Here is a 24,969-nt window from a genome sequence, read left to right as displayed (position 1 = left end):
CTCCTTTTAAATCTTGTCATAGGGCGAATGAGCGGACGGTTTACCGCCCGCCTGTTTTCCTATTACGCTGCCGTATGCAGGTAGATACCGTTCTTCTTGTTTTCGTACACGTCGGCAATACCGTATGAACGGTAATTGAACGCCCAACCGTCGGCAAGCTGATTTTCTTCCGGTCTGAAAATGCTTACAACGACATGCTTTGAAAACTGGATAAGAGCGCTTTTATGAATAATCATAAAGTTGACGTCCTTCGCGCTTGCGTTCTTTTTGTACCCGCCTTTTTCCTCTCCGCTGCCCTTGCCGTTCAGCTGGTCAATAGCAGTGTAGAACCGCGCTTGCGGAACTTTGATAATGCGTTTTTTTCCAATCTTTGTATTGGTGATAGAGGACTTTTGCAGGTGGCTATCTTTCAACGGGCAAAAATAATTACTGTCTTGCAATACCATACTGTCAAGATAAGGCTGTACGCTTTCTATCTTTTGTTTTACGATATTTTCCAGCCGCTTACTGTCCAGATGTTGTGCAACTTTACACACAAGAAATTCAACAATCATACAAGCGACAGCTCCCAATGATGCACCAGCGAACCTCTGCCAGCGGTGTAGCATGGAGTTACGGCGCGGACGGTGTATTGTTGCCCTTGCCAAAATACCGCGCTGTCGGTTTTGGGTATAAACCCGCGCGGTGTACTGTTTACCCCGTCGATAAAAAGAAGTAATTTGTCGTCCTTTTCTTCACCGACGGTTCCGCGTCTTACGCTGTATGCCGGCACTATCCGCACGTGTTCAAGAAGGATGCTTTCTCCATACTCCGCGCCGCCGTCGCGGTTTAACCCGCTTACCTCTTGCACGGTACAGGAATGGATTAAAAGGTGTCTACCGATCATCGCCTTACCTCCTATCGCACTCCGCCGGTGATATGACAAAAGAGCTTCAAGCATTCGTATTTTTTTGCCTCACCGCTCTTTTTTGTGCCGCTCCATGAATACCCGCCGATGCTTTCGCTCGTCGTTACGGTGTCGCTACCCCCTTCCTGATAATCTATTTCAATCATCATACAGGTAGCCTTTACGATGCCGTCCGCCTCGCGCTCCACAACAAGCCCATCATCATACAACCCTTTGACAAAGAGAACATTTTTAAGGCGGTATGTGTTAAACTCCGCCTCGGTTGGAATAACCGCTCGTCCTAATGTGTGAGAGTAAAAATCGTAGGTTACTTTGTCAAAGAGTGTCATTGATTGCTTATTCCTTCTTCCCGCCCTTTTTGCCGGGATCGTCTTTCGGCTCCGGCGGTGTCGTGTTGCTGGTATCAGCCGGCGGTTCGGGCGGTGTCGTGTTGCTGGTATCAGCCGGCGGTTCGGGCGGTGTCGTGTTGCTGGTATCAGCCGGCGGTTCGGGCGGCGTCGGTGTTCCGGTTCCGTCGTCTTTCGGCTCCGGCGGTTCGGGCGTTGCCGGCGTTCCGCCCTGTTCCGTTACCGGCTCTTTTTTCTGCTCCGCGCCCTCTTCGGGGATATATCCTACTGTGCGCATCTTTATCGCCTCCTTAATTTATAGAGTGTAAATAAGCGGACGGTTTACCGCCCGCCTCTTTTCCATTATGCTGCCGTATGCAGGTAGATACCGTTCTTCTTGTTTTCGTACACGTCGGCAATACCGTACGAACGGTAATTGAACGCCCAGCCGTCGGCAAGCTGATTTTCTTCCGGTCTGAAAATGCTTACAACGACATGCTTTGAAAACTGGATAAGAGCGCTTTTATGAATAATCATAAAGTTGACATCCTTCGCACTTGCGTTCTTTTTGTACCCGCCTTTTTCCTCTCCGCTGCCCTTGCCGTTCAGCTGGTCAATAGCAGTGTAGAACCGCGATTGCGGAGTTTTGACAATGCGGCTTTCAAATGTCGCTAACAGCTCTCTTGACTTGGTGGTATCAAGCGAATGAATAGCGTTGAAATGCGCGGGGGTAAGGAAAAGGTAGCGCCCTTCCTCCGGCACTTCCGCATCATCGAGCGTACCGATCGCCGCGGTAATCGCTTGCATAACAGCCCCACCATCGGCGAGCGTGGCCGCTTTCTTTGTTCCGGCTTTTAATGCGTATTTAGCGAACCGATACGCATCGAGTTCAGGGGTAACCTTGGTACGGATAAACTCGGCGGCAAGGCGGCCAAATGCAACCCCTGCCGTTTCCTCGTTATCCATTGCGTCAACGGTAAAACGCCGCCCGCGGTCAAAGTCGCATTTGACCGTTTCGTTTTTAAGGTCAACACCGCCGGATACATACCCATCATTACGGCTATAGTCGCCGAGGCCGTCCATGTCCAACTTTGGGATGACAAACTCTCCGGCGTTTGCCCCTTGCGTTATCAGCGCGGGGTTTGTTTCCAAAACGGCCGTTTTGGACGAGTATTTGTATACATCGTCAAGCTGATCGATGTACTTCTTAAAGGTAAGAATGTTATTCGCCATGTTCTTTTATTCTCCTTGTATTAGTCTTTTTCAGGCGGCAAGCCCATTACCGCCCGTGCTGCCGCCCGCTCATCGGCTGCGTGCGAGCCGCCTTTCATGCTGCCTTGTACCGGTGGTGCGGGAGCGGTATCGTCGGCAAGGATGTTTTTTTGATCCTTCGTAAGGGCGGCAAATAAATCATCAAGCGATTTGCCCTTTGCCTCTTCACTGCCGAGCTGTTCGGTGAGCTTTGCCGCGAGGGCATCACGGGTAATATCGTTGACAAACTTTTTGCCGCTTAAAAAATCCTTTACTTGGGCGGTTCTCTCAAGGCTTGCAATCTTCGCTGCCGCTTCTTTTTTTGCCGCCTCCGCTTCCGCTTTGTACTTTTCAACATCGGCCTTTATTTGCTCATGGTCTGCAAAGCCTTCAAGCGTTTTATTCGCTTTTTCAAGCTGCGCTTTAGTTTCCTTAGCCTCTTCTTGAGCGGCGAGCGTCTTTTGTTTTTCGCGCTCTATATCCTTGCCGTTCTCTGCCATAATCTGGTCGATAACGGCGGCTTCAAGGTTAAGCCCTTCCAAAAATTCTCGCTTCATACATCTCCTCTTTTATATTCTTCACGTTACGCATCGTTTTACGGCGTTGCCCGCCGATCGTGAGTGCTGATCTTTTTTATTACGCGCCTGTCAGCTTCTGCGCATTACACCTTTATAGTTAGGCTTCCGGTGTGTTTTTACGGTAAAAACGGAAAAAATCTTTTTAATTTTACGATTGCAAAAACGATAGCTCCAACAAGAGCTGTTGAAAGCATTATAACGGTAATTGTCAGCCGGTGGATCGTGTCTTTTTTTTCGTCAATTAGGGCTTGCTTTTCCGCTATTGTTTCGGCTGCCTCTTGCTCGGATTTGTTGTAGGATGTCCGCAAATTCTTCAAGGTATCCCGCTCCGTCTGTAATTGATTGTTTAAGGTGTTCGCTGTTTTCTCTGCTTGCTGCAAGCTCACCGCTAAGGTTTTCGCTTTGCTCTCTTGCGCCCTCAATCGCTCCGCTAAGTCGCTCGCTTGAGATTGCAGATTCTGTCTGCTTATTGCTAAGCTCTGCGATATGCTCTCTAACCTGATAAGCTCCGCTTCCGTTATCACGTACTCCTGCCCCTGTACAGCAAGCGGCAAGCATAAACAGCACAAGGCAGATAAGGCAAACAATAAAAACATTCTTTTCATTCATTCACCGCTCCTTTTGATTTATCGTATTTTTTTATACACAACCACCGTTCTGTGTTCTCGAAAATCTTACACAGCTGATCCGACAAGCCGAAGCGTTGCTTGTTGATTTCGATAGATTTTAAAACATCGCCATCATTATGCCGTTCACTCGCAGCCTTCCAGTCAAAAAACATTTCAACTAAATCGGCAAGCGTAAAGTCATCTATTCCATTGTCATAATGCTCAGGGTGATGGCTGTTATGAGAATAATGGTGATCAAGAGCCGGTTTTAATTCTGCCAATGCTTGTTTATACTCTTCACTACCATACGTTAAAGCTTTTAACCGCGGTGTCATTTTATCAAAAAACATTTTTTCCGGTTCATGCAATTTCGATTCATCGTGTGTTACAGCCCTGTTTATCAGCTCTTGCAAGAATTGCAAGAGTAAGGCATTAACACGCTTTATGTGTAGCAATGTGTCTTTAGCAGAATCGTATCGCTGCTCATTCATCAACCGCTCCTTGGTGATTCTCATTTGTACCTATCCCTTCATAAGTTCAAAGTGGGGATTGTCCCAACCCTTACCCCACACCTGTCCATATCCGCCTGCGCACCAATCAAGCCCGCATTCTTCACCGATAGTGCCGATTTCTTTCCAGACTTGCTCCGGTGCATTCCACCAGACGCGGCCGTCTTTTACCGGTGCAATATCAACAGCATTGCCGCCAAAATGCCGGGATTGCGTCGTCTTTGTTACAATGTGCTTATTCTCATCTTCCGTTAAAAGATATAAGCCCGCTTTTTTGCGGAGTGCGTTTACCTCTTCAAGCGGTTTACGCCCTTGCGCATAATAGGCAAGCTGTGTGTCGACTGTTCGATCGGTTTCAAGCACGATGACTTCTATGCCGCGCTTTTTTAGCTCGGCTAAAAAAAACCGCGTTCGCTTTGCCAGTTCCGGCTTAAGCCGATCAATATCCCGTATCACTCCCATCGTTAAACCTCCTCAATTTTTTTAGCTTCCAGTTTATGGAGCACTTCAAGCAGCGCATCCGCCTGCTTTATTTTCTTTTCTCGCTTTTCTTTGCAAAATTCAACACGGATAGCATCTCCCAGTTTTTCAAAAAGCGGCTGGTAGGACTCATACATCATTGCTTTGCCCTTCACCTCACGGAGGTAAATTGCTGCCGCCCTGCGGGTGAACTCCTTCGCAATTGCGTATGTCTTACTTTTTTCTATCGGTTCAGGCGGGTGCGCGGTGCATCGTCCCGCGTTGTGTATTTCGCGCTGTAGGTGGCTATAGAGTTCCTCGTTCAGTTGTTCGATATAGCCGTTAACCGTCTGAACGGTTAAATCTTCAAATCCGTTTTTGTACAACCGTTTATTAAGGATCGCCTCTGCTCGGTACATACAACAGGAAAGGCGGCTGATGCCGGTTAATAAATACGATATGTCCGGCAATATATCTTCTGCTCGTTCTTTACGGAGTAGCTCTATCCGCTCGCAGGCGTCTTTCATGAGATACATCAAACCGATAGTGTCAATTTTTTGCTTTTTACCACCGACCGGCACCTCTACCGTCTGCCCGAAAAGAGAGAATTTTCCTCCCTTCTTCATCATGAGAATAAAGGCCAGCACAATAACACCCACTATAATAAATTCGCCATGTGGCAATGTTTCTATCGTCATTAGTTATTCTACCTTCGGATAGCGCTGTTTTATTTCTGCTATCTTCGCAAGCCATACGGCTTTATCTATGTCTCCGCGCATTACCTGCATACCCAGCGGATCCGCTTCTTGTCGATAGGCGGCTTGCCTTAGATTGTCGATATAAAGATTGTATTCTTCTTTTGATAGCTTACCTTCATCGTAAAGCTCTTTTTTTGATTTTTTTACAATATAATCACCTTCAATTTTTTCATCGGCCTTGAGCTGAATAAGACCGGCGGAAACCTTTTCGGCGTCCGTCATATCGACAAAATCCGTACCGGCTTCATTGAGCTTCTTGCCTTCGGGCACCGGGACGAGCCCTTCTTCAACCAGCTGCGTAAACGGCTTTTTAGTCCCTGTCTGTAAGTCAGTGTACATACGGATATCATCGCCGATATTGGCTTGTATATTCTTTCCGTAAAGGTACGTAATTCCCTCTTTTTCTTTCTTCGGCTTCTCGCCGATAACGTGACTTGTAATGATATTATTTTCAATTTCAAGTCTTTCTACAAATTCCATAGCATAACCTCCTTTTATTCGTCTTTTACCAATACCCAGACTATAAAAGTCAAGTTTCGAGATCGATTTTCTTCGGCTGTTTTTAGGTTTGAATCTTTTGATGTGTCAAAAATGATTTGCTTGGTATTATCATACTGCGACACTGTCACACCAGTGGCTGTGTCATTTGTTCTATGGGTATCGCTCGCTTGAAAAACACCAGAACAGCCGGTATAATCAAAACTCTCATATCCTCCTTGTCCTTTTTTAAAACTGCCCTTTATATTCCTGATAGCATCCTCTTGCTCATCATCTTGAAAGATATAATCACCATTCTTGATTTGTTCTTTAGTCAATTTTTTGGAACTAAACGGCTTCGCATTTCGCCCTTTCGCTCTAAAAAAGTTACCGTCATAGTTGACCTCGTACCAACTATAGCCCTCAAAATGAAGGGCGGTATCTTCCAGCGGGCTTTTCATCCCCGGCCCTTGGATATAGCCGTTTTGAAAGATTTTGATTAACAAATTATTGGTATACTGATTCGCTGATGCAACAGATTGGCTTATATGCTGTTTTACTTCTTCAGTAAGTGCGATATTGCCCGTTTCACCTTTCAGATTTTTAAAAATAAAGTTGACATTTTTTTTAGCGCCTGCATCCGTTTCGACTACTTCTACGCTCGGCGTTCCAACATTACTATCAACACTTGCCCGTATCTCGTTTATGCCTTCACAGCCAGATCCCGTCTTTCCGTTTTTTACTACAAAATGCTGCTGCGTATGATTGGTAAGCGTTGCCGTAAAGACATTCTCTCCGCCGGATTCGTCGCTTGTTTTAGTCTGTTCGATACTCTGGATAAATATGCCTGTCGGGTATATCTTTGGTATAAGGTTTCCGTATTGCATAGCCTACCCCGCAAAACAAACGTTGATTATCTTGTCAGCATCCAGGCAGGTAACCCGCACCCCTGTTACTGTGTTGGCAATGGTAATGTTTGTATTCTCTGTATATTCGGTATGGGTTTCGTCCGGAGGATCCCAGTAGCCGCCGGTTCCATCTTGTCCAATATTCCAAGGGCTGCTATAAGTTGCTTCAATAGTAAAGCGGGCATGTCCTTCAGGAATATGAACCGAAACAGTAACCATCGAAACTCTATCAGGGGGTGTTGCAAAAATCCCTTGACCTGCTGCAATATTTTCATCTACATTCCATTTGCTTGCGCCGATATTGCCCCGCGGAATTCCTTTTATATATTTCATTCGGCGTCCCCCTCATTCTCGCTTTCAAGCGTTTCACTAGGCGGCGCGGTATCTTGCTCCATCGGCTTACTCAACAGCAGCTTTTGAAAAAGCGATACCTTTTCGTCTTTTGCTAAATGCGCAATAAGTGCGGCATATAATTCATCTGTGATTATTCTCATACCCTTATAGTTAGGCTGAAATGAAAAAACCCGCAAAAAGATGCGGGTTTTGATGAGAAAAGTGTTATTTTTTTGTTATAAATATTTAAAGTTGTTTTTGAGCTTTGCTATTTTGTCCGCCGCCGGTGATAGACATAGCCGTGCTTTTTCATTGCCTCTTCCCATTCTTTTTCGTAGCGCTCTCTATCTTCCTGCGTTTCCTCTATCATATTTCCCATTGTTGAGATATGTCCCGTTGTTTTCCCCGTCCGTGTGTCGTATGTTTCAATATCACCATCTTTTGAATATCTTATGCCTATATGATTTTCGTTGCTCATTCGTTTCCTCCTAGTAAAATGAGTTTTGTACGGTTTAATATAACCATGTAATCAGCACGGAACGGACTTGGGATTGCTCGTATTACGTCATATCCCATAAGTGAGGCAAGAACGCCTTTATCACGATTCCTCCAGCCGTTACTAATGATTTTATCGTTTATTTCTCTTGTTGAATAGCCTTGAGCCTTTAGCTCTTGCGTGTATCGGTAAATAAATTCATTTACGACATTCGCTTCATCAATAATCCTTGCACTCGGATCTATTGTCAATGTTTCGGTCATAGTGTAATGCTCGCCGCGCTGGATTGCGCCAAGATTTTGATAATGTGTCATCTCATCAATCACACGGCGTAAGTCTTTACCTTTCGTATAATCCGCCGCTGCATACATTCCTTTCCCGTGCGCTCTGCCGCCAGTTCTGCAGTCGACATAAAAATCGCCGCTTCGCAACATATTGATATACTCATCGAGTTTCTCTTTGCTTGGTGCGGTGTATGTCCGTTGCGCTATAAAGGTGTCATCTTTTACGGCCTTCAAAAATTCGGTTTTATTGAGAACGGTTGGCTTGCCGTCAAAGCCTTGCGCTTTTAATACCTCGTTTATATCTTTGAGGTCTCGTTTAACAAATAATCTCCCTGCTAAATTCTTTCCTTCTACCGGCTGTATTTTTTGTATAGTTGTCATTGTTTGCGTATGTTGCGCTTTTGTAACAAGATTATCTAGGCTGCTACTTGCAACATAGAAGGTATCAGCTTTGGCGTTCATGTCAGCCATCTTTTGTACAACTGCTTGATTGACCGGCTGGGATTGTGTAAATGCGTGCACTACTTGCGGTTTCAACGCTTTCGGCTGTTTTTCTCCGTTCGGCATTCCGATATACTCTCTCGCCCTGTCGCGTCTAATACCGGTTTGCTCGGTAAAGTCCCGCGCCTTTGCCTGCCATTCGCCGATTTTACGGCGGGCGGCGGTGTTATCAATCCCCATTGCATCCTGTGTTGCTGCTTCTTTTTTGTAGTGCCGTATTGTCCGTTCAATATGCCGTAATTGCTGTTCCCCTTCATAGCGGCTATAGCTTTTGCCGTTGTAGTCTACCGTCTCCTTACTCATTTCGTCTAAATCGTCTTGGCTGTAGTGTTTTTCCATCCCTTCAAAATACGGATAAAAGGAATGTCGGCAGTTGATACCGCAGATACCATCCGCCTCTCCGTAACCGCATACACTAAACGGCGGGTATTTTTCGCTTTTGCCGCTTACGCTGTATACCTTACCCTGCCATTCTTCATGTTCAGGTCTTGCTCCTATATGCGCGGTAACCTCTACTAAATCGCAATCGAGTGCCTCGCAGTTATCCATCGTTTGCTGTGAAGCGGTTTGATTGACACCGGTTAGGATATTCATACGAACGGCGCTTTCAAGGCTGCGCCTTACGGGCTTGGCATTGTTCGTATAGGTTATCATTGTTGTTACGCCGTTTTTCGCTATTTCATTTGCGGCTATCTTCATTGCCGTATCGTAATCGAATGCGCCGCTTGTTACTTGCATATACGCATTGTTTGCCTGTTTGAGAAAGGTTTTGTTCGTTACCTCGGCGCTGGTAAGGGTAAGACGTGATAAATCTTCATGCGTTTTTTTCATTGTCGCAAGCATCATTTGCGCATTGTTATCGCTTATGGTGCGGCCGGTCGCTTCGGCAAAAATGCGATTGTCGGCGCGGGCGTTTTTTATCAGGGCGTCGTTAAAGATTTCCTGTATCTCTTGAACAATGCGCTTATCGTATTTATGCAATATCCGCGCGATATCCTGTTTTAATCCGCCCGCCTCGGTTAGTACTTGCGCTTGCCATTTGGTTGCCTCGGTGATTTTACCTACCCGCGCAAGACGCCGCGCCATATCGCGGAGTATGTCGATTTCAAGTTGTGAGTAAATTTCTACGAGGTCATCCGAAAGACCGGCAAGGTAGCGGGGCGAGAGCATGGACTATTCCATATTGGTATTCATGTTCAAGACGTGCATAAAGTAGTCTAGCCGCTCGTTGCGCAGTTTCTGTATTCGCTTAAAGGTTTCGGGGTAATTCGGATGTAGTAATGTTATGGATAACTCGAGAGCAAATAAAACTTCTGCCGATTGTTTTTCAAGTCGTATTGCATTGCTGCTCATGCTGATCTCTGTAGGGGTTTTTCCATTAAAATTACGCAATTGCGTTGCTGCAAAATATAATAATTTTGAACAATTTTCTATAAGGTACTCTAGAACTTCCTCTTTTTTAAGCTCGAGAGAAATTCTTTTTAATTTTTTTGCTTGTCGTGCATTATTTTCCAGATATATGGCAACATCGTGGCATATATCCTTTGTTACAACAGCTCCGGTACAAACGTGCTCGCTTTCATGCTCCGCTGCACATTGCCTTAAAGCTTGAATTGCCTCTTGAATATTATACTCTGTAATTTCCATTTTATACCTCCTTCCTTTACGCTAAATCAAAAGGGCTTGACTGCACCGGTTCAATCGGGACATTCGCTTTAGCGGTTGGTTCATCTTCTCCGAAAAAGTCCCGCCGGTACTCCCATTTGTCCCGTATTCCGGCGCTAATCTCTTGCATCTCTAACTGCTTTGCTTGTACCACATCTTTTCGTGTGGCATCATCGTTCCATGTAACGGTAATATGGCTATCATTGCTGCCTAGACCATAAGCGGCTGCCATATACGCAAAGACATCGGCGCATTGCTGGTACTTTACCTCTATTTCATCCTCTATCCGGTCAATGATTGCGTAGAGTTCCTGCCTGCCGCCTGAATACTGCGTTGCGGTTTGCTGAACGCTTTCCATATCGGAAATCGTCCCCTTGCCGATGTTGCAGGTAAGTTCAATGCGGCGGAGTATCTGTTGAAACATTTCATTTTGTGAAGCGGTGCGGAGGTCGGGGGCGTGTTCGGTAATCTTCTTGCCGTCGGGGCTGCCATCCCCGTCTATCATCGTAACGAGCCGATTGAGGCTTTTTGTCATTTTCACCCCAACCGTGCCGCCGTCCCTTATCACCCGCTTTTCAAACATATCGCGGTCGGCAAATACCCTAAGCTCTCCGCCTTCTTGCTCCCAGTTCATTCGCTCGTACTGCTCGTCTGCATCCCGTATCAGATTTTCAGCACCGGCGATAATTGCAACCGGTACGTTTGAGCCGTCAATTTTATTGGTGCTGTGATTGCGAAACTCAATAATCATCGGCTGCTTGACGTGCTGCCATGTATACGCAGGGGTTATGTCGGCGGTTTGCTGGCAATCGGTTAAGTTGACCTTATGCATACTTCCGAGGTCGTTACGGTATAGGGTGCATTCAACCGAATGAGCGCCGTCTTTGTAGGTGTGTTGCTCTACCAATAAATACAGCTTTTTGCCGTCTACAATCTGCTTGAATATCAGCGCGCCGGTAAGGGTGCCGTCAAAATCATAGCTTGTCGGTAAGTAGTTCCCTAATGGCAACGCTTCATATTGGAGCTTGCCTGCGCTGTAAATCGGTCGTATTAGAGCGCTGCCTAAAAGCGTAATATACTCAACGATTTTATCTATGTTTGCGTCTAAATGCTCCAATACCGGTTTAATAGCATCGCTTCGTACTTCTATGGCAATCTCACGTAATACCATCATGGCAAGCCGTCCCGCTATCTGGTCAAGCACACCGCACGGCGGGGCTTTCTCATTCCATGGAGCCTGCCCCGCGGCCATATCAGCCCAGAGCCTGATACGCTCATACATAACGCTTGAAATATGCGTATCGATACCGGTTACTTCTTTGATGGTGTAACTTTTAAAGAGGTTTAGTATGTTCATAAAAAATCCTTTTATCGCTTCAAACATTGTGCGTCTCTACTCCCTATAGTCATCTTACGCCCCCGCTCGCCGGTACACTGCTTCCATTGCATACCGCACCGCGTCCATACAGTGGTCCGGCTGTCCGTCTGGGTATCCTGTCATTACGTCTCCGCTTCGCTTGTCTATTTCGTACTCATAGAGGGTAAACTCATCGGCTGCGTGCGGACACCGTACCGGATCAATGATGATAGAATCCAACCCTTGCAACCACTTAAAACCGGCGTCCCTGCTGCCCGCTCCCTTTATTGCCCCGCGCATATCCGCTCCAAACGCCCGAAAGTCTGCGATGCTTTTCGGCTCCGCACTATCGGCGGTAATGCGCTCCAGTGCTATTCCGTCTTTTTCGCCCTCTTGTCGCGTATCGAACCGGTACCTGTCGTGCTGGTTATTCATGTGGTCTTTTAAGGCATTGAACGCTTCTATGTTTCCGTGCTTGTAAAGTCGCATTTCATCAAAAACATAGAGCGTCGCTTTTTGATATGCGACTGCTACATACTGGAACGGATCGGGGTAATAGCCCCAGTCAACGCCGCGGTATAGGTAATCAAATGCCTTTATCTGATCGTCCGTAATCGGTTGTAGTTTGACATTTTCAAAGACGTTTAAGCCGGTACCGGTTGCTTCTCCAAGGTAGATATTCCGGTATGCTCGCTCGTTCGTCTCTTTTGTATGCGCTATATCGTGGAGGATTGCCTCCCCTAGCCACGCCGCCGGGATGTCGAGATAGGTAGTGTGTATTACCATGCGGTTGCTATCGGGTGTGCGCGCTTCAATATTACACCAGTGCCGTGTAGCACTCGGTGGGTTATAGCTTTCAAAGATATAAAATGTCTTGCCGCCGCGTAATGCTGATATACGGATATTCTGCAATTCATTTGCTGAAAATTCAGTCTTTTCTTCTACCCACAAAATAGCAAAATACCCCGATGCGGTTTTCAGTGATTTGATTTTTTCCGGATCATCGCAGCCTGCGAATAATATCCGCTGCTGTATGCTGCCTCCGCGGTTGTAGATAATCGGCAAGGCAGCAGTTTGACTGCGCGGTATCTGGAACCGGCGCTCAAGACCTAAAAGCCTTATTGCCCATACGATCTGTTCAAACACGGAACGGCGCAAAGTGTTGGCCGTCTTTCGGATAACGAGCGCGTTATAATCTGGAAACATAACAATCAATAGGACAATGCAAATCGAGATAAACGATGATTTACAGCTTGCTCGCCCGCCGGTAAACGTATACCGCTCTTTTTTATGCGCCATAATTGCCTTGAATGCGCTATTGTATACTTTTGCAAAAAGGGTACTACTCGGTAGTGTCATCTATTTCTATCCTCAACGTGTTATCTTCTAGAGCAGTGCTTTCAGGTGGCGGGGCGTCTCCATACCCTCGCGCTCGTCCTTTGGTTGCAAGAATAAAGCGGATCATTGCTCCGTCTCCGCCCCGCGCTTGCTCGAACGCCTTACCCTCTACGAGGTCAAGTCCTGTTTCAAGCTCATCCCTATACGCTTCCCGTGTTTCTTCGTGCCGGTCTATATTCGCTTTTGCCGTATGCCAATCACAACCAAGAGCAAGAGCTATCGTTGTAATTATGCCTCCCGAATTTTTTATCGCTTCAAGTAGTTCTTGTCTTTTGTAATGCTTTTTCTTTCTACCGCCCATGCCTACCCCTTCGGAATTTCGGATTTATGAAATGCTTTTTGAGCGGATAAAACATTGTATGCCATACCCTTATAGTCATGCTCAAGGCGACTTTTTAGGATGTTTTTAGATTTATTTACCCCTCCATCATTTTAATCCTTTCTCCAATCCACCGCATTACCGGAACCGCCATACTGTTTCCGATTGTAAAGCTCCCATGCAACGCTTACCGCTTCTATACCGGAGCAGACGGATAGGTAGGTCATTTGTCATTCTCATAATTTTTAATGCAGCGCAAAAAATCGGCTAATGACAGGTGCACATACATATCTTTTTCTTCGATATACAATTCAATAATATCGCCGCGACGGGAGATAACGTTATAACGGAGAAATTCGCTCGTTACCACATCGCCCTTAAACTTCATCGAAAAACAAAGCGCTGATGAACGGAGTTCCATATCCGAAGGATCGTAATATATACGCTTTTCTTTTTTAGTGTTCATATATCTCAGTCCCTTTAGCGTTGTCATATAAACATTCCTTTGTCGGAGCGTTCCACTCCATACTGTTCCAACGCCGAACGACAATCCGTTGCTTTGTTATTGCATGTTCTGTGATACAGCAATCCGCTTCACCTTCGTTATATTTATACATCGTGTACACAGTGCCTGAATTAGATGGTCGGTGCATCCATTCACCTTTCCCTTGTGCGCACCATTTTGCAAGCTCTCTATGTGTTGCAAGTCTTTTCATTATTTTATTCCTCCATCAATTCTCCGCAGGGGCTGCCGTCGTCGGCAAAGACATAGTTGCTAAAGAGCTCACCTACTTCATACCAAACGACTCCCATCTGTATAGCCTCTTCCTCTCCTCCATCTATATCTATACCGCAAATAAAAAAGAAAGAACCATCTTCTTTATGTTGTACCCATCCGCCGTGTTTTTTAATTGCTTCCAGCACTTTTTTATTGCTTTCAAACGGCTTGTATTTCGGTTCGGCGGGCGGTTCGATAAGGTAGGCATAGATATAACGATTGCCACCTTCGTCTACAAAGCGTGCAGTGAAATCGTCGCTTTCTATTCTTTCAAGCGTACTTGAGATGAACCAAGTTGTTACTTCTTTTCGTAGGTGAAATATCGTATCAGCAAAAAAACACTCACTCCCAATCTTCAATTCATCCGCATTAAGCGCGGTGTATACTCTCGATTTGTCAAATTCCATGATTTATGCCTCCTCATTTTTATAGTGCTTTTCAATACGGTTAAATACATCTTGCGCAGTTAAAAACCCAAGCACATCATCGTCTGTGTCAAGTCTTTCCTTTTCAGTCATAAGACCTTGTATTTCAAGTAAATCCTTCCGACGACCATAGCTAAAGTCATGCTCAATGACAGAGCAGACCGCGCCATCAGAGCATGGATATACGATATGAAAACCGCCGTTCAGTTCGCTAAAATCAAAAGGTATGGCTGCTTTTTCAAGCATACCTTTTAGTTTGAAAATTTCATTGTATTTTTGTTTGCTTACCATTTTTCCTTTACCTCCTCTCTAAATCGCTTCTGCTTCCCGCAGCTTCGGCCGGTAGCTTTCCCAGAAGAAATTGAACGACTTCCCCTTTTCTTTCAGTCGGTCAATAACAGAACTGTCAAGCATTGTTTTTACCCACTCATAATTACAATTACCCGCAAGCCAGAGCGGGCGATTGCGCTCATACCGTTCGCGGCAAATAAGCGATAAACAGCGCATCTTTGCATCTTCGTTTTTACCCTTATCGATTTCGTCGATAACAAGAAACGGAATGGTACAGAAATACATCGTCATCTGATATTCTGTTTTCTTTGCTGCATAGCTGTTATACGTTGATCGAAGTCTTAGGTCTAAAAGTTCCCATGTCGTATATATTCCGTTGTTGAGTATCGCCGCCGAACTTGCAAGATGGCTTTTACCTGTTCCGCCGTTCCCATACATCAAAACAAACGTATCGCGCGGATTTTTGGCAAGTTCGTAAAGGTCTTGGAGATACTGCGCTGCTTTTTCGTTTGGTGGATTATAAGTGACGAAGCTTTCGTTAAAATACTTGTCTCGAATCCCGATTTTCAGCAGATGCTTTATTCGCTGTTCTTCAAACTTTTCTCTCTTTTTTTGTTCTTCCTGCTCTTGCATACACAAAGGACATTCTGGCGGCTTGGTTGATCCGTCTAGGTGCATTACCTTCACGTTCCCGTGCTTTTTGCAGTGAAAGGTTCCCTCTTTGCCGTGAAAACGTGGAATACAGTTTTTTGCTTGCTTTATTTCACACGTGCGCATAATTCCTCCTTGAGCTTAAAACGGCATCTCTTCTTGAGCGCCGGTTACGTTGTAATCAAACCGCTTATTTTTCCCTTCAGGGGGGGAGCGGGCGTATTGCTGTTGCATTTGCAAAAAGACCTGCGGATATTTTTTTCGCAATTTTGAGCCGGATATGATATTTGGGCACCAGAAATTATCCGCCGTTTTTGCCCAGCGGATTACTTTCTCAATGTCTTCATAGCTGCGTTTATCAATGCGGTTGAGTTTTTCGATATCCCTCGCCCATTGCTCAATATGCTTTTGACTGGTAGTAAAATGAGGGTCTGACTGCCGGTGGAGGTCATAGAGTAGGTGCGCTAAACGCTCCGCTTGTTCTGGAATTATTTGTGTTTTTTTAATAGGTGTAGGGTTTACATCCCCGTCCGGTTCTTCCGGCGGGGATACTATTTCATTAACATCACCATTAACATCACCATTAACATCTACATCTACATCAAGGTTTGTGGTATTTGACGAGGGTTTATAGTACGTGGTACCATAAACCTCTTTTTTAATTTTTGATACAACTTGTTGTGATACTCCATATTTTTCAGCAATTTCTTTTTGTGTCAGCCCTGCTTGTAAATCTTCACAGACAGCCTGCTGTATTTCTTGCGGTATTTCCGGCCGTCCGCCTTTTTTCCCGTCTTCGGTGTTTTTTATGCGGCGGGCTTTGGCATTGTCGATAGCTTCTTGTATCGGAAGCCAGGCGCACGCCTCAAGCCCCGTAAAATCAGGCTTCGTACCGTAAAGCCCGTATTCAATAATCGCTTCATAAAACCTATAGCGCAATTCTTTGTCTAATAGTTTTAATTGTTTTGCAAAGGTTTCATAAAAGATAAAACTTTCCGCCATATTGAAACTCCGTTATTTTGTAATTTTAAAATCATCAAAATCAAAAAGCGTTGGCGCTGTCTTTTCAATATCAGCTTCTTTCAAATACGCAACGCCATCATTAAATGAAATCTCGTTTAGCTCATGTCCGATACCATAGCGGCCTTTTTTTACAGCAATATACGGAACGGTAAAAAGCCCCGCAAACGGATCGTAAATTACTTCTTTTGGGTTTGAGTATCGCTCAATAAGGCGTTCAACAACATCTATTTGCAGCGGGCAAATGTGCATATTAAGCGCTTTTCGCGACTGCTCGCTATTGAGCGTATACATACGATTGACATCATCCCATACATACTCACTTGGAGAAGCGTTGCTAATAACAGAAAATGAAGCCGGTAGCTTCCGCGCTTCGTCTAGTTCTTCTGCCAGCCGGACATGTTCGGCATAATTGTAAACATGCTCTTTTGAATAGCGCCGGTACAATTTTTGCATATCGGATACCGGACATTCTTTTAATTCCTCAAGTGTCACAAGCCTATTACCACTTGATCTCCAATATGCGTGCGCATCAATTTGCCACCTGCCGCGGCTATATGCTTCTTTTGTCTTTTGTACCGGAGTATCTGCGTATGCTTTCGTTGTATCGGTTGGTAACTTTCGGAAAAGCAGAATGTATTCAGGGCATCCTACACCCATTTTTGAACCGTCTTTGCATTGTTCAGTCCATCCAAGCCGATAGGTTTGATTATTTTCTCGTACTACATCGGTGGTGATAATAATGCGCCCCATATAGCGAAACCCATGCTTTAAAAAATGGAAGACCGTCATATCGCTAAAAGGATCTACTGTCGGCATTCCGTCTCCGGTTGCATTACCGAATAAGATACGATCTTTGACGTGAACACAAGCAAGACGTCCGGGTTTTAATACCCGCAAGAGGTGCGGAGTGAGAAAATCCATCTGTTGAAAGAACTTTTCGTTATTCTCATTGTGTCCGAAATCGTTATAGGTTGGCGTATACTCATAGTGATTGCTGAACGGAATTGAGGTAACAACGAGGTCAACCGTGTTATCTGCCATTGTAGGAAGCTCGATACAATTATCGTTTAAGACTGCTTTGAAATTCTTACCCTCAACTACTTTTCTTTCAACACCGATGGTACGGGCAAGTTTTTCTGCAAGTGTTACTGAGGATAATCCGTATTTACGGACAATTTCTGTCATCTGGAATACAAGATGCTTATGTTGCTCCCATTTTTCCTCTAATGCCTTTAATACTGCTTGTTCGCTTTCGGTATAGATAATATGTACTTCAACAGGGTACGACTGTTGAAACCGATAGATGCGGTGTACGGCTTGGATAAAATCATTGAACTTATAATCAATACCGACAAAAATACATTTGTGGCAATGGTATTGCATATTGCCGCCTTGTGCCGATATATCAGGCTTGGTCGCAAGATATTGCAATTTGCCACTTTTAAAAGCCCTCGTAATTTCGACGTTCTTTTCAAGATCTTGACTGCCATACACAAAACCTGCATCAGGGAAGGCTTTTTGAAGAGCGTGCCTCTCTGCCTCTAAATTATGCCAGAGGATAAAATGATCTTCAGGGGCGGCCTGCACTATCTGAAGTGTTTGCGCTACTCGATCGCTGATACTGTCTCTCTTTTCTTTCGATGCTTCTTTTAAACCGAGCGCGGCATCTCGAAACATTTTTACTTGCCCGTCATCTTCACATCCGGCCGTTGCATTATCAACCGATACCTTATGATAGATAACGTTTAACGCCGGTAAATCATACCCGCTATCGGAATAGGAAGGATTAACATCGGAAGGTTTTGTAATAAAAAGCGCCCACGTGGAAACCCATATCCAAAATTCTTTTTCTTTATGCGGATAAAGTGTAAGATTGTTAGCTTTCGTGCTGTCCCGCTTAAAAAAACGGGTAAGGGCTTGACCGGTGTCCATCACGCCTAAAAAACCTGCGTAATGGATAAGCTCTTTATATTTATTCGGAGAGGGCGTCGCTGTTGCAACAAACTTATATTTGACATTTTTAAACTTTGGCAAAAACTCTTGATAGGTTTTTGAGCCGAAAGAACGCAGTACAGACGCTTCGTCTAAACTACATGCTGTGAATGATTCAAGATTGATATTCCCATCCCGCACACGTTCATAATTTGTAATAAGAATTGCTTCACTTGCCGCCGCTATATCTTCTTGCGTTTTAATATACCGTATAGGAAGATTATCAAGAAGCATTTGCGCATCGTGATAAAATTCGTCAACGATATTCAAAGGTGTTACAATCAACGCCTTGCCGCCTTCTCTTGCTAAAATCAAACGGAGTATCTCGAGCTGTATAACCGTTTTGCCTAAGCCGAAACTTGCAAAAACAGCACGGCAGCCTCCGGCAATTGCCCACTTTACGGCATCTTTTTGATGAGGCTTTAAAATAGGATGTATGTCATTTTCAGCTACAGAAAAACCGCTTGATGATGCGATTGCGATTTTCTCTTTCAAAAATTCTTCGTATGTCATGCTTCAATATCCTTTTAAGGAAATACTCCCCGCCGATATAAAAGCAGCAGGGAGTAAAGGTGTTAAGCAATCACCGATACTTTGATATGTTCTTTCAAGTATGCAGCAATCCGTAAGCGCGCTTCATTGCGCCATGCTCCGCCATCAGCTTCGAACAACGCAGCTTGTACCGCTCCGTTATCACCAGTTCTGATACGCAATAAAAATTGACTTTCAGGCTGCGCAATTTCTCTGAATGTTCGATACGGAGAAAGACGAACAATCGGCTTTATCTCTCCCTTTTCTTTCAAGGCACCGCTCATGCCTCTTTTGACGGTTACATGCTGCGTAATACCGTCATCATCCGTATCGGCCGTGTCAGCTTGCACTATTTTTGAAACCATCAGCGCAACATAATTAAAATCATCGCCCTCTTTCTTTTCAAAAAGAGAATGTAATTTGATGATAAATTCTTCTTGCGGCATAAACTGTCCAAATGGGAAAGTCTGCATGTAATTATCAAGCCTCGCGTTTACAAGCACCTCTCGAGCTCTCTCTTCTCCCGAAAGAGCAGAGCACAACATAACTCTTTCGGGATCGTCAACAACAGCAGTGTAATAATTTTCAAAATCGAGATCATCAATATTCCTCTCGATAAAATCAACAAACCCTGTAAGTGTTGAAATCTCGATAGCAGACGCCTTAGGCTCATACAGTACAGGTTCTAAATCCTGCGCACTGTATGTTTTACCATCTACCTGTACGGCATAGCTGTCTTTTACCAGCTGTTCAATCTTTTCGATTGCTTCTTTTCCAAAATCCATACGTTTAACCTCCTATGGCAGCTACTGTGCCAGCTTTAAAATCGAGCGATTGCTGCTTCGGATCATCTTCAAAAGCGGCAAGCTCCCCATTGTCGGTATCAAAGAAGATGACCGTTTCCGCCGGTTTAATCGGAGCGAGACTAGACGTAACCGATATATGTACGGTTGCTACTCGCCGCGTCTTTTCCGGTTTTACTTTCAACTCAATTTTGATACTTCGCGCTGCTTCTGGCTTGGTATTCTCATCGTTCACGTTTGCAAGTAGTTTTTCATACTCTGCATTGAACAAGTCGATCACCGCACCGCCATTAAGTGTTTGCAATGCGACCTTTTCCATAACACACCTCCTCGCCGTCTTATCCGGCGTGTATTACTTGTTTTATAACCCGCTTACAGAGTCGTTAAATTCTTCCGCTTTCTTCATTACGAACGAAGAATGCAGCATGGCGCATTTCTGCGATTTTATTTTGATAGTGCCGATACACATTCCGCCAGAAGGTGTACATATTCTTATCTTCATGGAAGTAATTCATTTGCCGTATCGCATTATCACGATATGCAATTAAATAAGCCTGTGTCATACATTCCCCCTCGCTATGAATAAAGCGCGTTTGTCATATCGCAGTAGATAATCGCTGCGTCGATTTTCCGATGATAAAAAAGTTCATACTGGACTCTTTTATACAGGTATGCCGTATAGCTTTTTTTTATGTAGAACGTAGGCCGCTTTAAGTATTGTTCGATAATGTAGCTTGAGGCGCTATGCGCTTTCTCGCTCCGCTCCATCCGCGCAAGGCTTTGAAGGTGCCGGTTCGATCCTGCGAACTTGTTAATCATTTTAAGCGCAACTCTCACACCGAGCCGGTACATATCGGCAAGCGCTTTTGTATCGTTATCTATGATGTAGCGTTTTTGCATATTCATAAATCTTTGATTGTCTGTTTGCGCTTCGCTGTAGTACGGAATATCGAACAATAACGGAAGCTGCCTACTGTCTATCCGTTTGATATTTGAGTGCCTCCCGCTCGTAAATCGCTTTACAAAGCGCAATACAAGCGCCCTCGTTTCGGCTAATATCAAGCGCACCGTTACACCGCTGGCTGCACGTCATGCCGATATTTAAAATATGGTCGATAATAAAATCGCCGTATTTCGCACGGTTTGTTTTTGTGTTGCCAATCCGGTGCGCCCCTTGCAACGCTCCACATAAAGGGCGCTGCCCGCATACTTCACATACCCCGCCGCTTTTTGCCAGTGCATAGCGGCGCTGTTTTTCTTGCTGCTCTGTCATCTGTTATTCCTCTTTTAGGATAATGCCTAAGTCAGCGGCTAATAAATGCGCTGCTTCTATTAGATACGCGCATTCCTCTGTACTCGCTTTCGATTCACCTTGCGGAACGATTACACCCTGGAACTCGGTATATGGATAGCCGAAACATTCGCAGGCAATCATTTTAACCTTCGCCTTTACCGTTTCGTAATCGTTGCCGGTGTCCGCGCATATCTGCATGATGTGTCCGTTTAAGTGATGATTTTGCGAGTGATCTCCTGTACTACGCGGGCGGCGCGGAGGCGTCAGGGTAACGCTGACATAATCATTTTTCTTATCGCGGCAATAAGAAAGGATTTGTTTTATCCCTTCCTTGTCTACGAGATTGTTGGGAAGCTCAAAGCAGAGATGCCCTTTATTAAAAACTCTATGCAGCGTTACCGTGATGCTCTTCATGGATTAAGGCTCCTTCAATTAAAACGGTATATTGTCAAAATTTTCAGGATCGGTAGTAGCAGGCTGTGTATTCTGCGGTACCGTTCCTTGATACGCCGACGGTCTTTGACTATAACTATTTTGCGGAGATGTTTGATTATAGCCTTGATATCCGTTAGCCACCGCTGCGCTCTGTCCTTGTTGAGGGTACGATTGGTGATTGGGTATTGTATTTCTTTGCTGCGGATAAGTTCCGTTATTATTATTTTGCTGCATTTGCTGCGGTACGATTAAGGCTTTTACCTCAAAACCCTTTTGCTCTCCATTCTCATTCGGAGCGCGTTTGTCGATTTTGATAATGCCTCTTTTTCCAATCCATGAGTTATAATTAAAGTTTCCACGCGGGATTGAAAAACAATCAAAAAAGCGAGTCAAGTTTTGATTACGCCGTCTCCATGCTTCTTCGGAACTTACATCATCGACAATGTAATAATACAGCGTCCCTTGCTCATCGATTGTAAACGAAAGAGCGATCATCGGATTACTCTTCTTTGACACCTTCTCTTCTACCTTGGATATAGTACATTCCCATTCACCTGCTTTGAAATTGTTGTTAAAATAGTTCTCATCTATTTGATAATCATTAAACATACTTCTATCCTCCTATTGAAATGTATAGCGCAACTGTGCCTTTTTCATATATGCCTCAAGATCAACTAACTGATCTGCCGTTCCAATTACCATAAAAGTAACCTGTAACTTTTCTTCTCTTTCTTGTGGCTCCGTTTCTGTCTGTGCCGAATCGGAGAAAGATGTCGAAGATGGACAATAAGCATCGTATGCCAAGGGGATTTCTTCTCCGGCCGCCTCCATATCGAGCCGCTCTTTTTCGGACAATGCGTGCTCTTTTTGTTCTGCCTGAGCTTTTTCAAGAGCAGCAAGCCGTTCCCTGTTCGCTTTGATTTCATCCGCTTTTGCAAGAGCCGCATCGAGGTTCAGCGTTGATAAATAATATTGCTTCGCTTCCGCTTCTCCGATACGCTCAAGAACACTTAAATCGGCTTCAATCTTTTCAATCCGCCCGCGCATCTCGTCTTGAATGTCTTTGAGCTTTGTTGTTTTATTAAGCCACTTCGGATTAAACAGCATCTCAAAATCAACAAGTGAAAAATGAAGCGATTCAAAGTATTCGATAATGATCGCTTTCTTATTATCTTTTTCTTTTTGCTCAACTTCTTTGACAATTACATCAATATTTGCCGAGCATTCTTTGATGAGACTTACCGTTTCTGAAACTGTTGCTTTAAATGTTTCGATCGGCTTCATAAATTCTTTTTCAATGCGGATACGTTCTGCATTGAGCATTTGCGCCGCGTTGTTTAACTCTGCCTTATCCTTTTTTGCCGCTGCGATGTTTTTGCCGCTATAGCGGTCTATCGAATAAAACGCAAGACGCTCTTTAACTCGTTCTAATAGCTGTGCGGCGTTTGTATTCAGTGTGCCGATATTCTGTTCAACAACCTCAAGATTGAGTGCAAGCGGAGGCATTTCAACAACTTCTTTTTTATCTTCCTGTGTATTCATAAAATCCTCCCGTAATTGAGCGCCTTGTAAATAGGTGCTAATGACTTCTTGTATCTGCTCCATTGATAAAAACGGAATATCGACAACCGAAAAATTACCCGTATTCGGCGTATGCAAAACCTTTAAACACTTCTTTTTGAAAAAGAGATTGTACAGGTTGAGTTGGAGCGCCCAGCTCAATACGTCCGCTTCTTTCTGTGTTTTAATATCAAAAAGCGTATCGCTTGCAACAATGTCGGCAGTTCCGGCATAGGTAAAATCATCAATGGTATGGTAAAACTGCTGCTCAAATTTGCAGGATGAACGAATGATATTCTGTTCAATCCATTTTGCTTCAACGGATTGAATAACACCTGTTTCAATTTCTTTATGAATTGCCGTACCGCGCGCCGCTGCTTTTTGCAAAATGTCAGGAGGAATATGTGATAAATCTTTTCCTGCAATAGTGCGGATGATTTTTGTAACGGATGGAATGATTTCGCCGTTTAGCCGGTATACATGGAATCTCTCATCAAAAATAAACTCATCTTTTTTCTTCATGCTCTTATATCTCCTTATGGTACGACTGTTAGACCGTCTCTGCATGTGGTTTGGCGAAGTTTAAAATAGAAGATTGCTGATTGCTAGGATTTTGCGGCGGCATATCTTTGTTTTGTGCATTTCTCTGCTTTGCTTCTTGCTGCGTGGTATTGGAATGCGGCGGCGTGAAAATGTTTTCAGGCATTCCGTAATATTCGCGGATAACCGTATCAACCGCTTTTAAATCATTCGGAATAAGCGGCTCTGCGAACATCCCCATCGGTGTTTTTACCGTGTCGCTACCATTGTTTACTGTTGCAAAACAGAACTGCCGTTGATTGCTTCCGTCTAATAGCACGACTGTTTTTAAAACGATGGTAAAAAGCCCTTCAAGCGTTATTTTCTCATCGAGCAGTTGCCCAATCGTTTTACACTTTTCATTCCCATCTTTTGTTCGTTCGATATGGAAAAGAAAATAGATAATCTTATCATCAGGAAGCGCAACAGCTGTTTGTGTCAGGTTAAAAAAGTTCGCGCCAATATCGGTAAATTTTTCAAACCCCTTTTCCTTTGCGCGGTGCATATACTCAAAAGCCATTAAGTATTGCGCGTCGTCTATGACGATACTTTTTGCCTGCGCCCGCGTGAGCATCGTTTGAATGTCTTGATAGTTATCCGTTTTTAAAACTGATAATGTGTTGCGGAAAGGAAGCGGCTTTTTTGATACATTAACTACCGATGCCTCCCCTTGCTTGAAATTGCGTAAACTGGTTGATTTACCCGTTCCGCTTTCTCCCATTACTGCGACAATGACTGCCATAAAGCCCTCCTTGTTTGTTATATACAGCCCGCGTTTTTCAGCTGCTGTAATGCGGCTTCTCCACTCGTTACCACGAATGCAACGCCGCCTTTTTTGTTTATGTCGTTAATTCTGTATTTTTGCTCTGCCGATAAACGCCCGCCAACCGGACGCTTGCACTCGATACCGACGAACCGCCCGCGGTTATCGTAACCTTCAAAATCGAGCGTTCCTTTGTTAGCAGTGCGGATAAAGCGGCGCGCCTTGCCGGTACCGATTGCAAAAGCGCCGGTATTTATCCGTTGGATTGCAAGGCCGGTTAATTCAATTACGGCTTTTACCTCGCGGATCACCGTACCTTCCGCGATTTCTTTGTTGAGCATAGAACTATTCTTTTTCATACGCTGTCTTTAGACTCTCAAGTTCTGCATCTGAAATCTCAAAAAGCTGAACATCCGGCATAAACCGACGCTTTTGATCTTCGAGTGTGTCGCAGAATCCAAAGGCGCATAAGTGTTCCCGCCTAGTCCCTTTATCATCAAAATAGACTTCTACAGCCTTATAGTTCATTCTTTTACCTCCCGCTGTTTAGCGCAAAAAAAAAGCACGTAAGGTTGACTTGCGGTTTCCCTACGTGCTTCCGGAGTGCTTATGGCTATCCGTCTCGCGTTTTAAGCGATTAAACAGACAACCGCAATAACCTGTTTAACCGCTCAAAAACAACCGATGTAATCGGCTTTTCTGATTGATGG

Annotated in this window: 38 protein-coding genes; all 38 read right to left on the bottom strand. The window is 44.5% G+C overall.

Annotation, left to right across the window (positions count from 1 at the left end; genetic code table 11):
* Positions 1-62: 62 nt before the first annotated feature.
* The 38 genes from QI63_RS13090 to QI63_RS12110 all read right to left on the bottom strand — a co-directional run bounded on the left by QI63_RS13090 (position 63) and on the right by QI63_RS12110 (position 24,787).
* Positions 63-554 carry a hypothetical protein gene (locus QI63_RS13090; protein ID WP_200877736.1) on the bottom strand — a complete coding sequence of 164 codons (492 nt, stop codon included), beginning with the start codon at positions 552-554 and terminating at the stop codon, positions 63-65.
* The gene (locus tag QI63_RS12285; protein WP_044015295.1) at positions 551-886 is read right to left on the bottom strand and encodes a putative minor capsid protein; all 336 of its coding nucleotides are present in this window, start codon (positions 884-886) and stop codon (positions 551-553) included. The genes QI63_RS13090 and QI63_RS12285 overlap by 4 nt, the downstream gene beginning before the upstream one ends.
* Before the next feature lie 11 nt (positions 887-897).
* Complete coding sequence (locus tag QI63_RS12280; RefSeq protein ID WP_044015296.1) at positions 898-1,236, bottom strand: hypothetical protein; 339 nt, start codon at positions 1,234-1,236, stop codon at positions 898-900.
* A 7-nt stretch (positions 1,237-1,243) separates the two neighbouring features.
* Positions 1,244-1,531 (bottom strand): hypothetical protein, encoded by a 288-nt coding sequence (locus QI63_RS12275; RefSeq protein ID WP_044015298.1) that lies wholly within the window; start codon positions 1,529-1,531, stop codon positions 1,244-1,246.
* Between the two features lie 65 nt (positions 1,532-1,596).
* Positions 1,597-2,466: a hypothetical protein gene (locus tag QI63_RS12270; RefSeq protein ID WP_044015300.1), complete on the bottom strand. Its 870-nt coding sequence runs from the start codon at positions 2,464-2,466 to the stop codon at positions 1,597-1,599.
* Between the two features lie 20 nt (positions 2,467-2,486).
* The gene (locus tag QI63_RS12265; protein ID WP_044015302.1) at positions 2,487-3,041 is read right to left on the bottom strand and encodes a phage scaffolding protein; all 555 of its coding nucleotides are present in this window, start codon (positions 3,039-3,041) and stop codon (positions 2,487-2,489) included.
* Between the two features lie 137 nt (positions 3,042-3,178).
* Entirely contained in the window at positions 3,179-3,667 is a 489-nt protein-coding gene (locus tag QI63_RS12260; protein ID WP_044015304.1) for a DinB/UmuC family translesion DNA polymerase, read from the bottom strand.
* Positions 3,664-4,185 (bottom strand): DUF5662 family protein, encoded by a 522-nt coding sequence (locus QI63_RS12255; protein WP_235619659.1) that lies wholly within the window; start codon positions 4,183-4,185, stop codon positions 3,664-3,666. Before QI63_RS12255 ends, QI63_RS12260 begins: the two co-directional genes overlap by 4 nt.
* Before the next feature lie 6 nt (positions 4,186-4,191).
* Positions 4,192-4,641: a M15 family metallopeptidase gene (locus QI63_RS12250; protein ID WP_052185519.1), complete on the bottom strand. Its 450-nt coding sequence runs from the start codon at positions 4,639-4,641 to the stop codon at positions 4,192-4,194.
* A gap of 2 nt (positions 4,642-4,643) precedes the next feature.
* On the bottom strand, positions 4,644-5,336 hold the full coding sequence (locus tag QI63_RS12245; protein WP_044015305.1) for a hypothetical protein: 693 nt from the start codon (positions 5,334-5,336) through the stop codon (positions 4,644-4,646).
* Between the two features lie 3 nt (positions 5,337-5,339).
* Complete coding sequence (locus tag QI63_RS12240; RefSeq protein WP_044015307.1) at positions 5,340-5,876, bottom strand: hypothetical protein; 537 nt, start codon at positions 5,874-5,876, stop codon at positions 5,340-5,342.
* 14 nt (positions 5,877-5,890) lie between these two features.
* Entirely contained in the window at positions 5,891-6,760 is an 870-nt protein-coding gene (locus QI63_RS12495) for a hypothetical protein (RefSeq protein ID WP_052185567.1), read from the bottom strand.
* Between the two features lie 3 nt (positions 6,761-6,763).
* Positions 6,764-7,114, bottom strand: a complete 351-nt coding sequence (locus QI63_RS12230; protein ID WP_044016810.1) for a hypothetical protein — start codon at positions 7,112-7,114, stop codon at positions 6,764-6,766.
* Positions 7,111-7,275 carry a hypothetical protein gene (locus QI63_RS13000; protein WP_158506670.1) on the bottom strand — a complete coding sequence of 55 codons (165 nt, stop codon included), beginning with the start codon at positions 7,273-7,275 and terminating at the stop codon, positions 7,111-7,113. Before QI63_RS13000 ends, QI63_RS12230 begins: the two co-directional genes overlap by 4 nt.
* A gap of 107 nt (positions 7,276-7,382) precedes the next feature.
* Complete coding sequence (locus tag QI63_RS12225; protein ID WP_044016808.1) at positions 7,383-7,592, bottom strand: hypothetical protein; 210 nt, start codon at positions 7,590-7,592, stop codon at positions 7,383-7,385.
* A complete protein-coding gene (locus QI63_RS12220; RefSeq protein WP_044016806.1) occupies positions 7,589-9,565 on the bottom strand; it encodes a phage minor capsid protein in 1,977 nt (658 codons plus the stop codon). The genes QI63_RS12225 and QI63_RS12220 overlap by 4 nt, the downstream gene beginning before the upstream one ends.
* A 3-nt stretch (positions 9,566-9,568) precedes the next feature.
* Complete coding sequence (locus QI63_RS12215; RefSeq protein WP_044016804.1) at positions 9,569-10,042, bottom strand: hypothetical protein; 474 nt, start codon at positions 10,040-10,042, stop codon at positions 9,569-9,571.
* 16 nt (positions 10,043-10,058) lie between these two features.
* Complete coding sequence (locus QI63_RS12210) at positions 10,059-11,417, bottom strand: phage portal protein (protein ID WP_235619719.1); 1,359 nt, start codon at positions 11,415-11,417, stop codon at positions 10,059-10,061.
* A 54-nt stretch (positions 11,418-11,471) separates the two neighbouring features.
* On the bottom strand, positions 11,472-12,776 hold the full coding sequence (locus QI63_RS12205; protein ID WP_044016802.1) for a PBSX family phage terminase large subunit: 1,305 nt from the start codon (positions 12,774-12,776) through the stop codon (positions 11,472-11,474).
* Positions 12,760-13,116, bottom strand: coding sequence for a hypothetical protein (locus QI63_RS12200; protein ID WP_044016800.1), 357 nt, complete (start codon positions 13,114-13,116; stop codon positions 12,760-12,762). The genes QI63_RS12205 and QI63_RS12200 overlap by 17 nt, the downstream gene beginning before the upstream one ends.
* A 241-nt stretch (positions 13,117-13,357) precedes the next feature.
* Complete coding sequence (locus QI63_RS12195; RefSeq protein ID WP_044016798.1) at positions 13,358-13,600, bottom strand: hypothetical protein; 243 nt, start codon at positions 13,598-13,600, stop codon at positions 13,358-13,360.
* Positions 13,590-13,850 (bottom strand): hypothetical protein, encoded by a 261-nt coding sequence (locus tag QI63_RS12190; RefSeq protein WP_044016796.1) that lies wholly within the window; start codon positions 13,848-13,850, stop codon positions 13,590-13,592. Before QI63_RS12190 ends, QI63_RS12195 begins: the two co-directional genes overlap by 11 nt.
* A gap of 4 nt (positions 13,851-13,854) precedes the next feature.
* Positions 13,855-14,319, bottom strand: a complete 465-nt coding sequence (locus QI63_RS12185; RefSeq protein ID WP_044016794.1) for a hypothetical protein — start codon at positions 14,317-14,319, stop codon at positions 13,855-13,857.
* A gap of 3 nt (positions 14,320-14,322) precedes the next feature.
* Entirely contained in the window at positions 14,323-14,628 is a 306-nt protein-coding gene (locus tag QI63_RS12180) for a hypothetical protein (RefSeq protein ID WP_044016792.1), read from the bottom strand.
* An 18-nt stretch (positions 14,629-14,646) separates the two neighbouring features.
* A complete protein-coding gene (locus QI63_RS12175; RefSeq protein ID WP_044016789.1) occupies positions 14,647-15,405 on the bottom strand; it encodes a P-loop NTPase family protein in 759 nt (252 codons plus the stop codon).
* A gap of 15 nt (positions 15,406-15,420) precedes the next feature.
* A complete protein-coding gene (locus tag QI63_RS12170; RefSeq protein ID WP_044016787.1) occupies positions 15,421-16,281 on the bottom strand; it encodes a DUF6291 domain-containing protein in 861 nt (286 codons plus the stop codon).
* Between the two features lie 12 nt (positions 16,282-16,293).
* Positions 16,294-18,807 carry a DNA methyltransferase gene (locus QI63_RS12165; protein ID WP_044016785.1) on the bottom strand — a complete coding sequence of 838 codons (2,514 nt, stop codon included), beginning with the start codon at positions 18,805-18,807 and terminating at the stop codon, positions 16,294-16,296.
* Between the two features lie 62 nt (positions 18,808-18,869).
* On the bottom strand, positions 18,870-19,610 hold the full coding sequence (locus tag QI63_RS12160) for a hypothetical protein (protein ID WP_044015334.1): 741 nt from the start codon (positions 19,608-19,610) through the stop codon (positions 18,870-18,872).
* Positions 19,611-19,614: 4 nt separating this feature from the next.
* Positions 19,615-19,947, bottom strand: coding sequence for a hypothetical protein (locus QI63_RS12155; protein WP_016519243.1), 333 nt, complete (start codon positions 19,945-19,947; stop codon positions 19,615-19,617).
* Positions 19,948-20,011: 64 nt separating this feature from the next.
* On the bottom strand, positions 20,012-20,191 hold the full coding sequence (locus QI63_RS12150; RefSeq protein WP_044016782.1) for a hypothetical protein: 180 nt from the start codon (positions 20,189-20,191) through the stop codon (positions 20,012-20,014).
* Positions 20,192-20,204: 13 nt separating this feature from the next.
* Complete coding sequence (locus QI63_RS12145; RefSeq protein ID WP_215904696.1) at positions 20,205-20,534, bottom strand: hypothetical protein; 330 nt, start codon at positions 20,532-20,534, stop codon at positions 20,205-20,207.
* Between the two features lie 64 nt (positions 20,535-20,598).
* Positions 20,599-20,901, bottom strand: a complete 303-nt coding sequence (locus QI63_RS12140; RefSeq protein ID WP_044016780.1) for a hypothetical protein — start codon at positions 20,899-20,901, stop codon at positions 20,599-20,601.
* A gap of 3 nt (positions 20,902-20,904) precedes the next feature.
* Positions 20,905-21,336 (bottom strand): hypothetical protein, encoded by a 432-nt coding sequence (locus tag QI63_RS12135; RefSeq protein ID WP_044016778.1) that lies wholly within the window; start codon positions 21,334-21,336, stop codon positions 20,905-20,907.
* 18 nt (positions 21,337-21,354) lie between these two features.
* Positions 21,355-21,966 carry a hypothetical protein gene (locus tag QI63_RS12130; RefSeq protein ID WP_044016776.1) on the bottom strand — a complete coding sequence of 204 codons (612 nt, stop codon included), beginning with the start codon at positions 21,964-21,966 and terminating at the stop codon, positions 21,355-21,357.
* A 12-nt stretch (positions 21,967-21,978) separates the two neighbouring features.
* Entirely contained in the window at positions 21,979-23,439 is a 1,461-nt protein-coding gene (locus QI63_RS12125) for a DUF1351 domain-containing protein (RefSeq protein WP_144389691.1), read from the bottom strand.
* A 28-nt stretch (positions 23,440-23,467) separates the two neighbouring features.
* Entirely contained in the window at positions 23,468-24,238 is a 771-nt protein-coding gene (locus QI63_RS12120) for a DEAD/DEAH box-containing ATP-dependent helicase (RefSeq protein WP_081984448.1), read from the bottom strand.
* A 17-nt stretch (positions 24,239-24,255) separates the two neighbouring features.
* The gene (locus tag QI63_RS12115; RefSeq protein WP_235619718.1) at positions 24,256-24,618 is read right to left on the bottom strand and encodes a VRR-NUC domain-containing protein; all 363 of its coding nucleotides are present in this window, start codon (positions 24,616-24,618) and stop codon (positions 24,256-24,258) included.
* Entirely contained in the window at positions 24,605-24,787 is a 183-nt protein-coding gene (locus tag QI63_RS12110) for a hypothetical protein (protein ID WP_044015352.1), read from the bottom strand. Before QI63_RS12110 ends, QI63_RS12115 begins: the two co-directional genes overlap by 14 nt.
* Between the last annotated feature and the right edge of the window lie 182 nt (positions 24,788-24,969).

It is taken from the genome of Treponema sp. OMZ 838, from assembly GCF_000775995.1.
In the GTDB taxonomy this organism is placed as follows: domain Bacteria; phylum Spirochaetota; class Spirochaetia; order Treponematales; family Treponemataceae; genus Treponema.
The sequence above is the reverse complement of the archived record's forward strand: the minus strand, read 5'-3'. Positions and strand labels throughout refer to the sequence as shown.

Coding starts and splice junctions, on each gene's coding strand:
- QI63_RS12150 (WP_044016782.1), bottom strand. CDS start 20,191: ATGACACAGGCTTATTTAATTGCATATCGTGATAATGCGATACGGCAA.
- QI63_RS12285 (WP_044015295.1), bottom strand. CDS start 886: ATGATCGGTAGACACCTTTTAATCCATTCCTGTACCGTGCAAGAGGTA.
- QI63_RS12125 (WP_144389691.1), bottom strand. CDS start 23,439: ATGAAGAAAAAAGATGAGTTTATTTTTGATGAGAGATTCCATGTATAC.
- QI63_RS12230 (WP_044016810.1), bottom strand. CDS start 7,114: ATGAAATATATAAAAGGAATTCCGCGGGGCAATATCGGCGCAAGCAAA.
- QI63_RS12265 (WP_044015302.1), bottom strand. CDS start 3,041: ATGAAGCGAGAATTTTTGGAAGGGCTTAACCTTGAAGCCGCCGTTATC.
- QI63_RS12205 (WP_044016802.1), bottom strand. CDS start 12,776: ATGACACTACCGAGTAGTACCCTTTTTGCAAAAGTATACAATAGCGCA.
- QI63_RS12160 (WP_044015334.1), bottom strand. CDS start 19,610: ATGGATTTTGGAAAAGAAGCAATCGAAAAGATTGAACAGCTGGTAAAA.
- QI63_RS12275 (WP_044015298.1), bottom strand. CDS start 1,531: ATGCGCACAGTAGGATATATCCCCGAAGAGGGCGCGGAGCAGAAAAAA.
- QI63_RS12165 (WP_044016785.1), bottom strand. CDS start 18,807: ATGACATACGAAGAATTTTTGAAAGAGAAAATCGCAATCGCATCATCA.
- QI63_RS12240 (WP_044015307.1), bottom strand. CDS start 5,876: ATGGAATTTGTAGAAAGACTTGAAATTGAAAATAATATCATTACAAGT.
- QI63_RS12120 (WP_081984448.1), bottom strand. CDS start 24,238: ATGGCAGTCATTGTCGCAGTAATGGGAGAAAGCGGAACGGGTAAATCA.
- QI63_RS12200 (WP_044016800.1), bottom strand. CDS start 13,116: ATGGGCGGTAGAAAGAAAAAGCATTACAAAAGACAAGAACTACTTGAA.
- QI63_RS12255 (WP_235619659.1), bottom strand. CDS start 4,185: ATGAGAATCACCAAGGAGCGGTTGATGAATGAGCAGCGATACGATTCT.
- QI63_RS12495 (WP_052185567.1), bottom strand. CDS start 6,760: ATGCAATACGGAAACCTTATACCAAAGATATACCCGACAGGCATATTT.
- QI63_RS12260 (WP_044015304.1), bottom strand. CDS start 3,667: ATGAAAAGAATGTTTTTATTGTTTGCCTTATCTGCCTTGTGCTGTTTA.
- QI63_RS12145 (WP_215904696.1), bottom strand. CDS start 20,534: ATGAATATGCAAAAACGCTACATCATAGATAACGATACAAAAGCGCTT.
- QI63_RS12270 (WP_044015300.1), bottom strand. CDS start 2,466: ATGGCGAATAACATTCTTACCTTTAAGAAGTACATCGATCAGCTTGAC.
- QI63_RS12185 (WP_044016794.1), bottom strand. CDS start 14,319: ATGGAATTTGACAAATCGAGAGTATACACCGCGCTTAATGCGGATGAA.
- QI63_RS12190 (WP_044016796.1), bottom strand. CDS start 13,850: ATGAAAAGACTTGCAACACATAGAGAGCTTGCAAAATGGTGCGCACAA.
- QI63_RS12280 (WP_044015296.1), bottom strand. CDS start 1,236: ATGACACTCTTTGACAAAGTAACCTACGATTTTTACTCTCACACATTA.
- QI63_RS12115 (WP_235619718.1), bottom strand. CDS start 24,618: ATGAAAAAGAATAGTTCTATGCTCAACAAAGAAATCGCGGAAGGTACG.
- QI63_RS12220 (WP_044016806.1), bottom strand. CDS start 9,565: ATGCTCTCGCCCCGCTACCTTGCCGGTCTTTCGGATGACCTCGTAGAA.
- QI63_RS12170 (WP_044016787.1), bottom strand. CDS start 16,281: ATGGCGGAAAGTTTTATCTTTTATGAAACCTTTGCAAAACAATTAAAA.
- QI63_RS12175 (WP_044016789.1), bottom strand. CDS start 15,405: ATGCGCACGTGTGAAATAAAGCAAGCAAAAAACTGTATTCCACGTTTT.
- QI63_RS12250 (WP_052185519.1), bottom strand. CDS start 4,641: ATGGGAGTGATACGGGATATTGATCGGCTTAAGCCGGAACTGGCAAAG.
- QI63_RS12130 (WP_044016776.1), bottom strand. CDS start 21,966: ATGTTTAATGATTATCAAATAGATGAGAACTATTTTAACAACAATTTC.
- QI63_RS12135 (WP_044016778.1), bottom strand. CDS start 21,336: ATGAAGAGCATCACGGTAACGCTGCATAGAGTTTTTAATAAAGGGCAT.
- QI63_RS12225 (WP_044016808.1), bottom strand. CDS start 7,592: ATGAGCAACGAAAATCATATAGGCATAAGATATTCAAAAGATGGTGAT.
- QI63_RS12195 (WP_044016798.1), bottom strand. CDS start 13,600: ATGAACACTAAAAAAGAAAAGCGTATATATTACGATCCTTCGGATATG.
- QI63_RS12140 (WP_044016780.1), bottom strand. CDS start 20,901: ATGACAGAGCAGCAAGAAAAACAGCGCCGCTATGCACTGGCAAAAAGC.
- QI63_RS12215 (WP_044016804.1), bottom strand. CDS start 10,042: ATGGAAATTACAGAGTATAATATTCAAGAGGCAATTCAAGCTTTAAGG.
- QI63_RS12110 (WP_044015352.1), bottom strand. CDS start 24,787: ATGAACTATAAGGCTGTAGAAGTCTATTTTGATGATAAAGGGACTAGG.
- QI63_RS13090 (WP_200877736.1), bottom strand. CDS start 554: ATGATTGTTGAATTTCTTGTGTGTAAAGTTGCACAACATCTGGACAGT.
- QI63_RS13000 (WP_158506670.1), bottom strand. CDS start 7,275: ATGAGAATAATCACAGATGAATTATATGCCGCACTTATTGCGCATTTA.
- QI63_RS12245 (WP_044015305.1), bottom strand. CDS start 5,336: ATGACGATAGAAACATTGCCACATGGCGAATTTATTATAGTGGGTGTT.
- QI63_RS12155 (WP_016519243.1), bottom strand. CDS start 19,947: ATGGAAAAGGTCGCATTGCAAACACTTAATGGCGGTGCGGTGATCGAC.
- QI63_RS12210 (WP_235619719.1), bottom strand. CDS start 11,417: ATGAACATACTAAACCTCTTTAAAAGTTACACCATCAAAGAAGTAACC.
- QI63_RS12180 (WP_044016792.1), bottom strand. CDS start 14,628: ATGGTAAGCAAACAAAAATACAATGAAATTTTCAAACTAAAAGGTATG.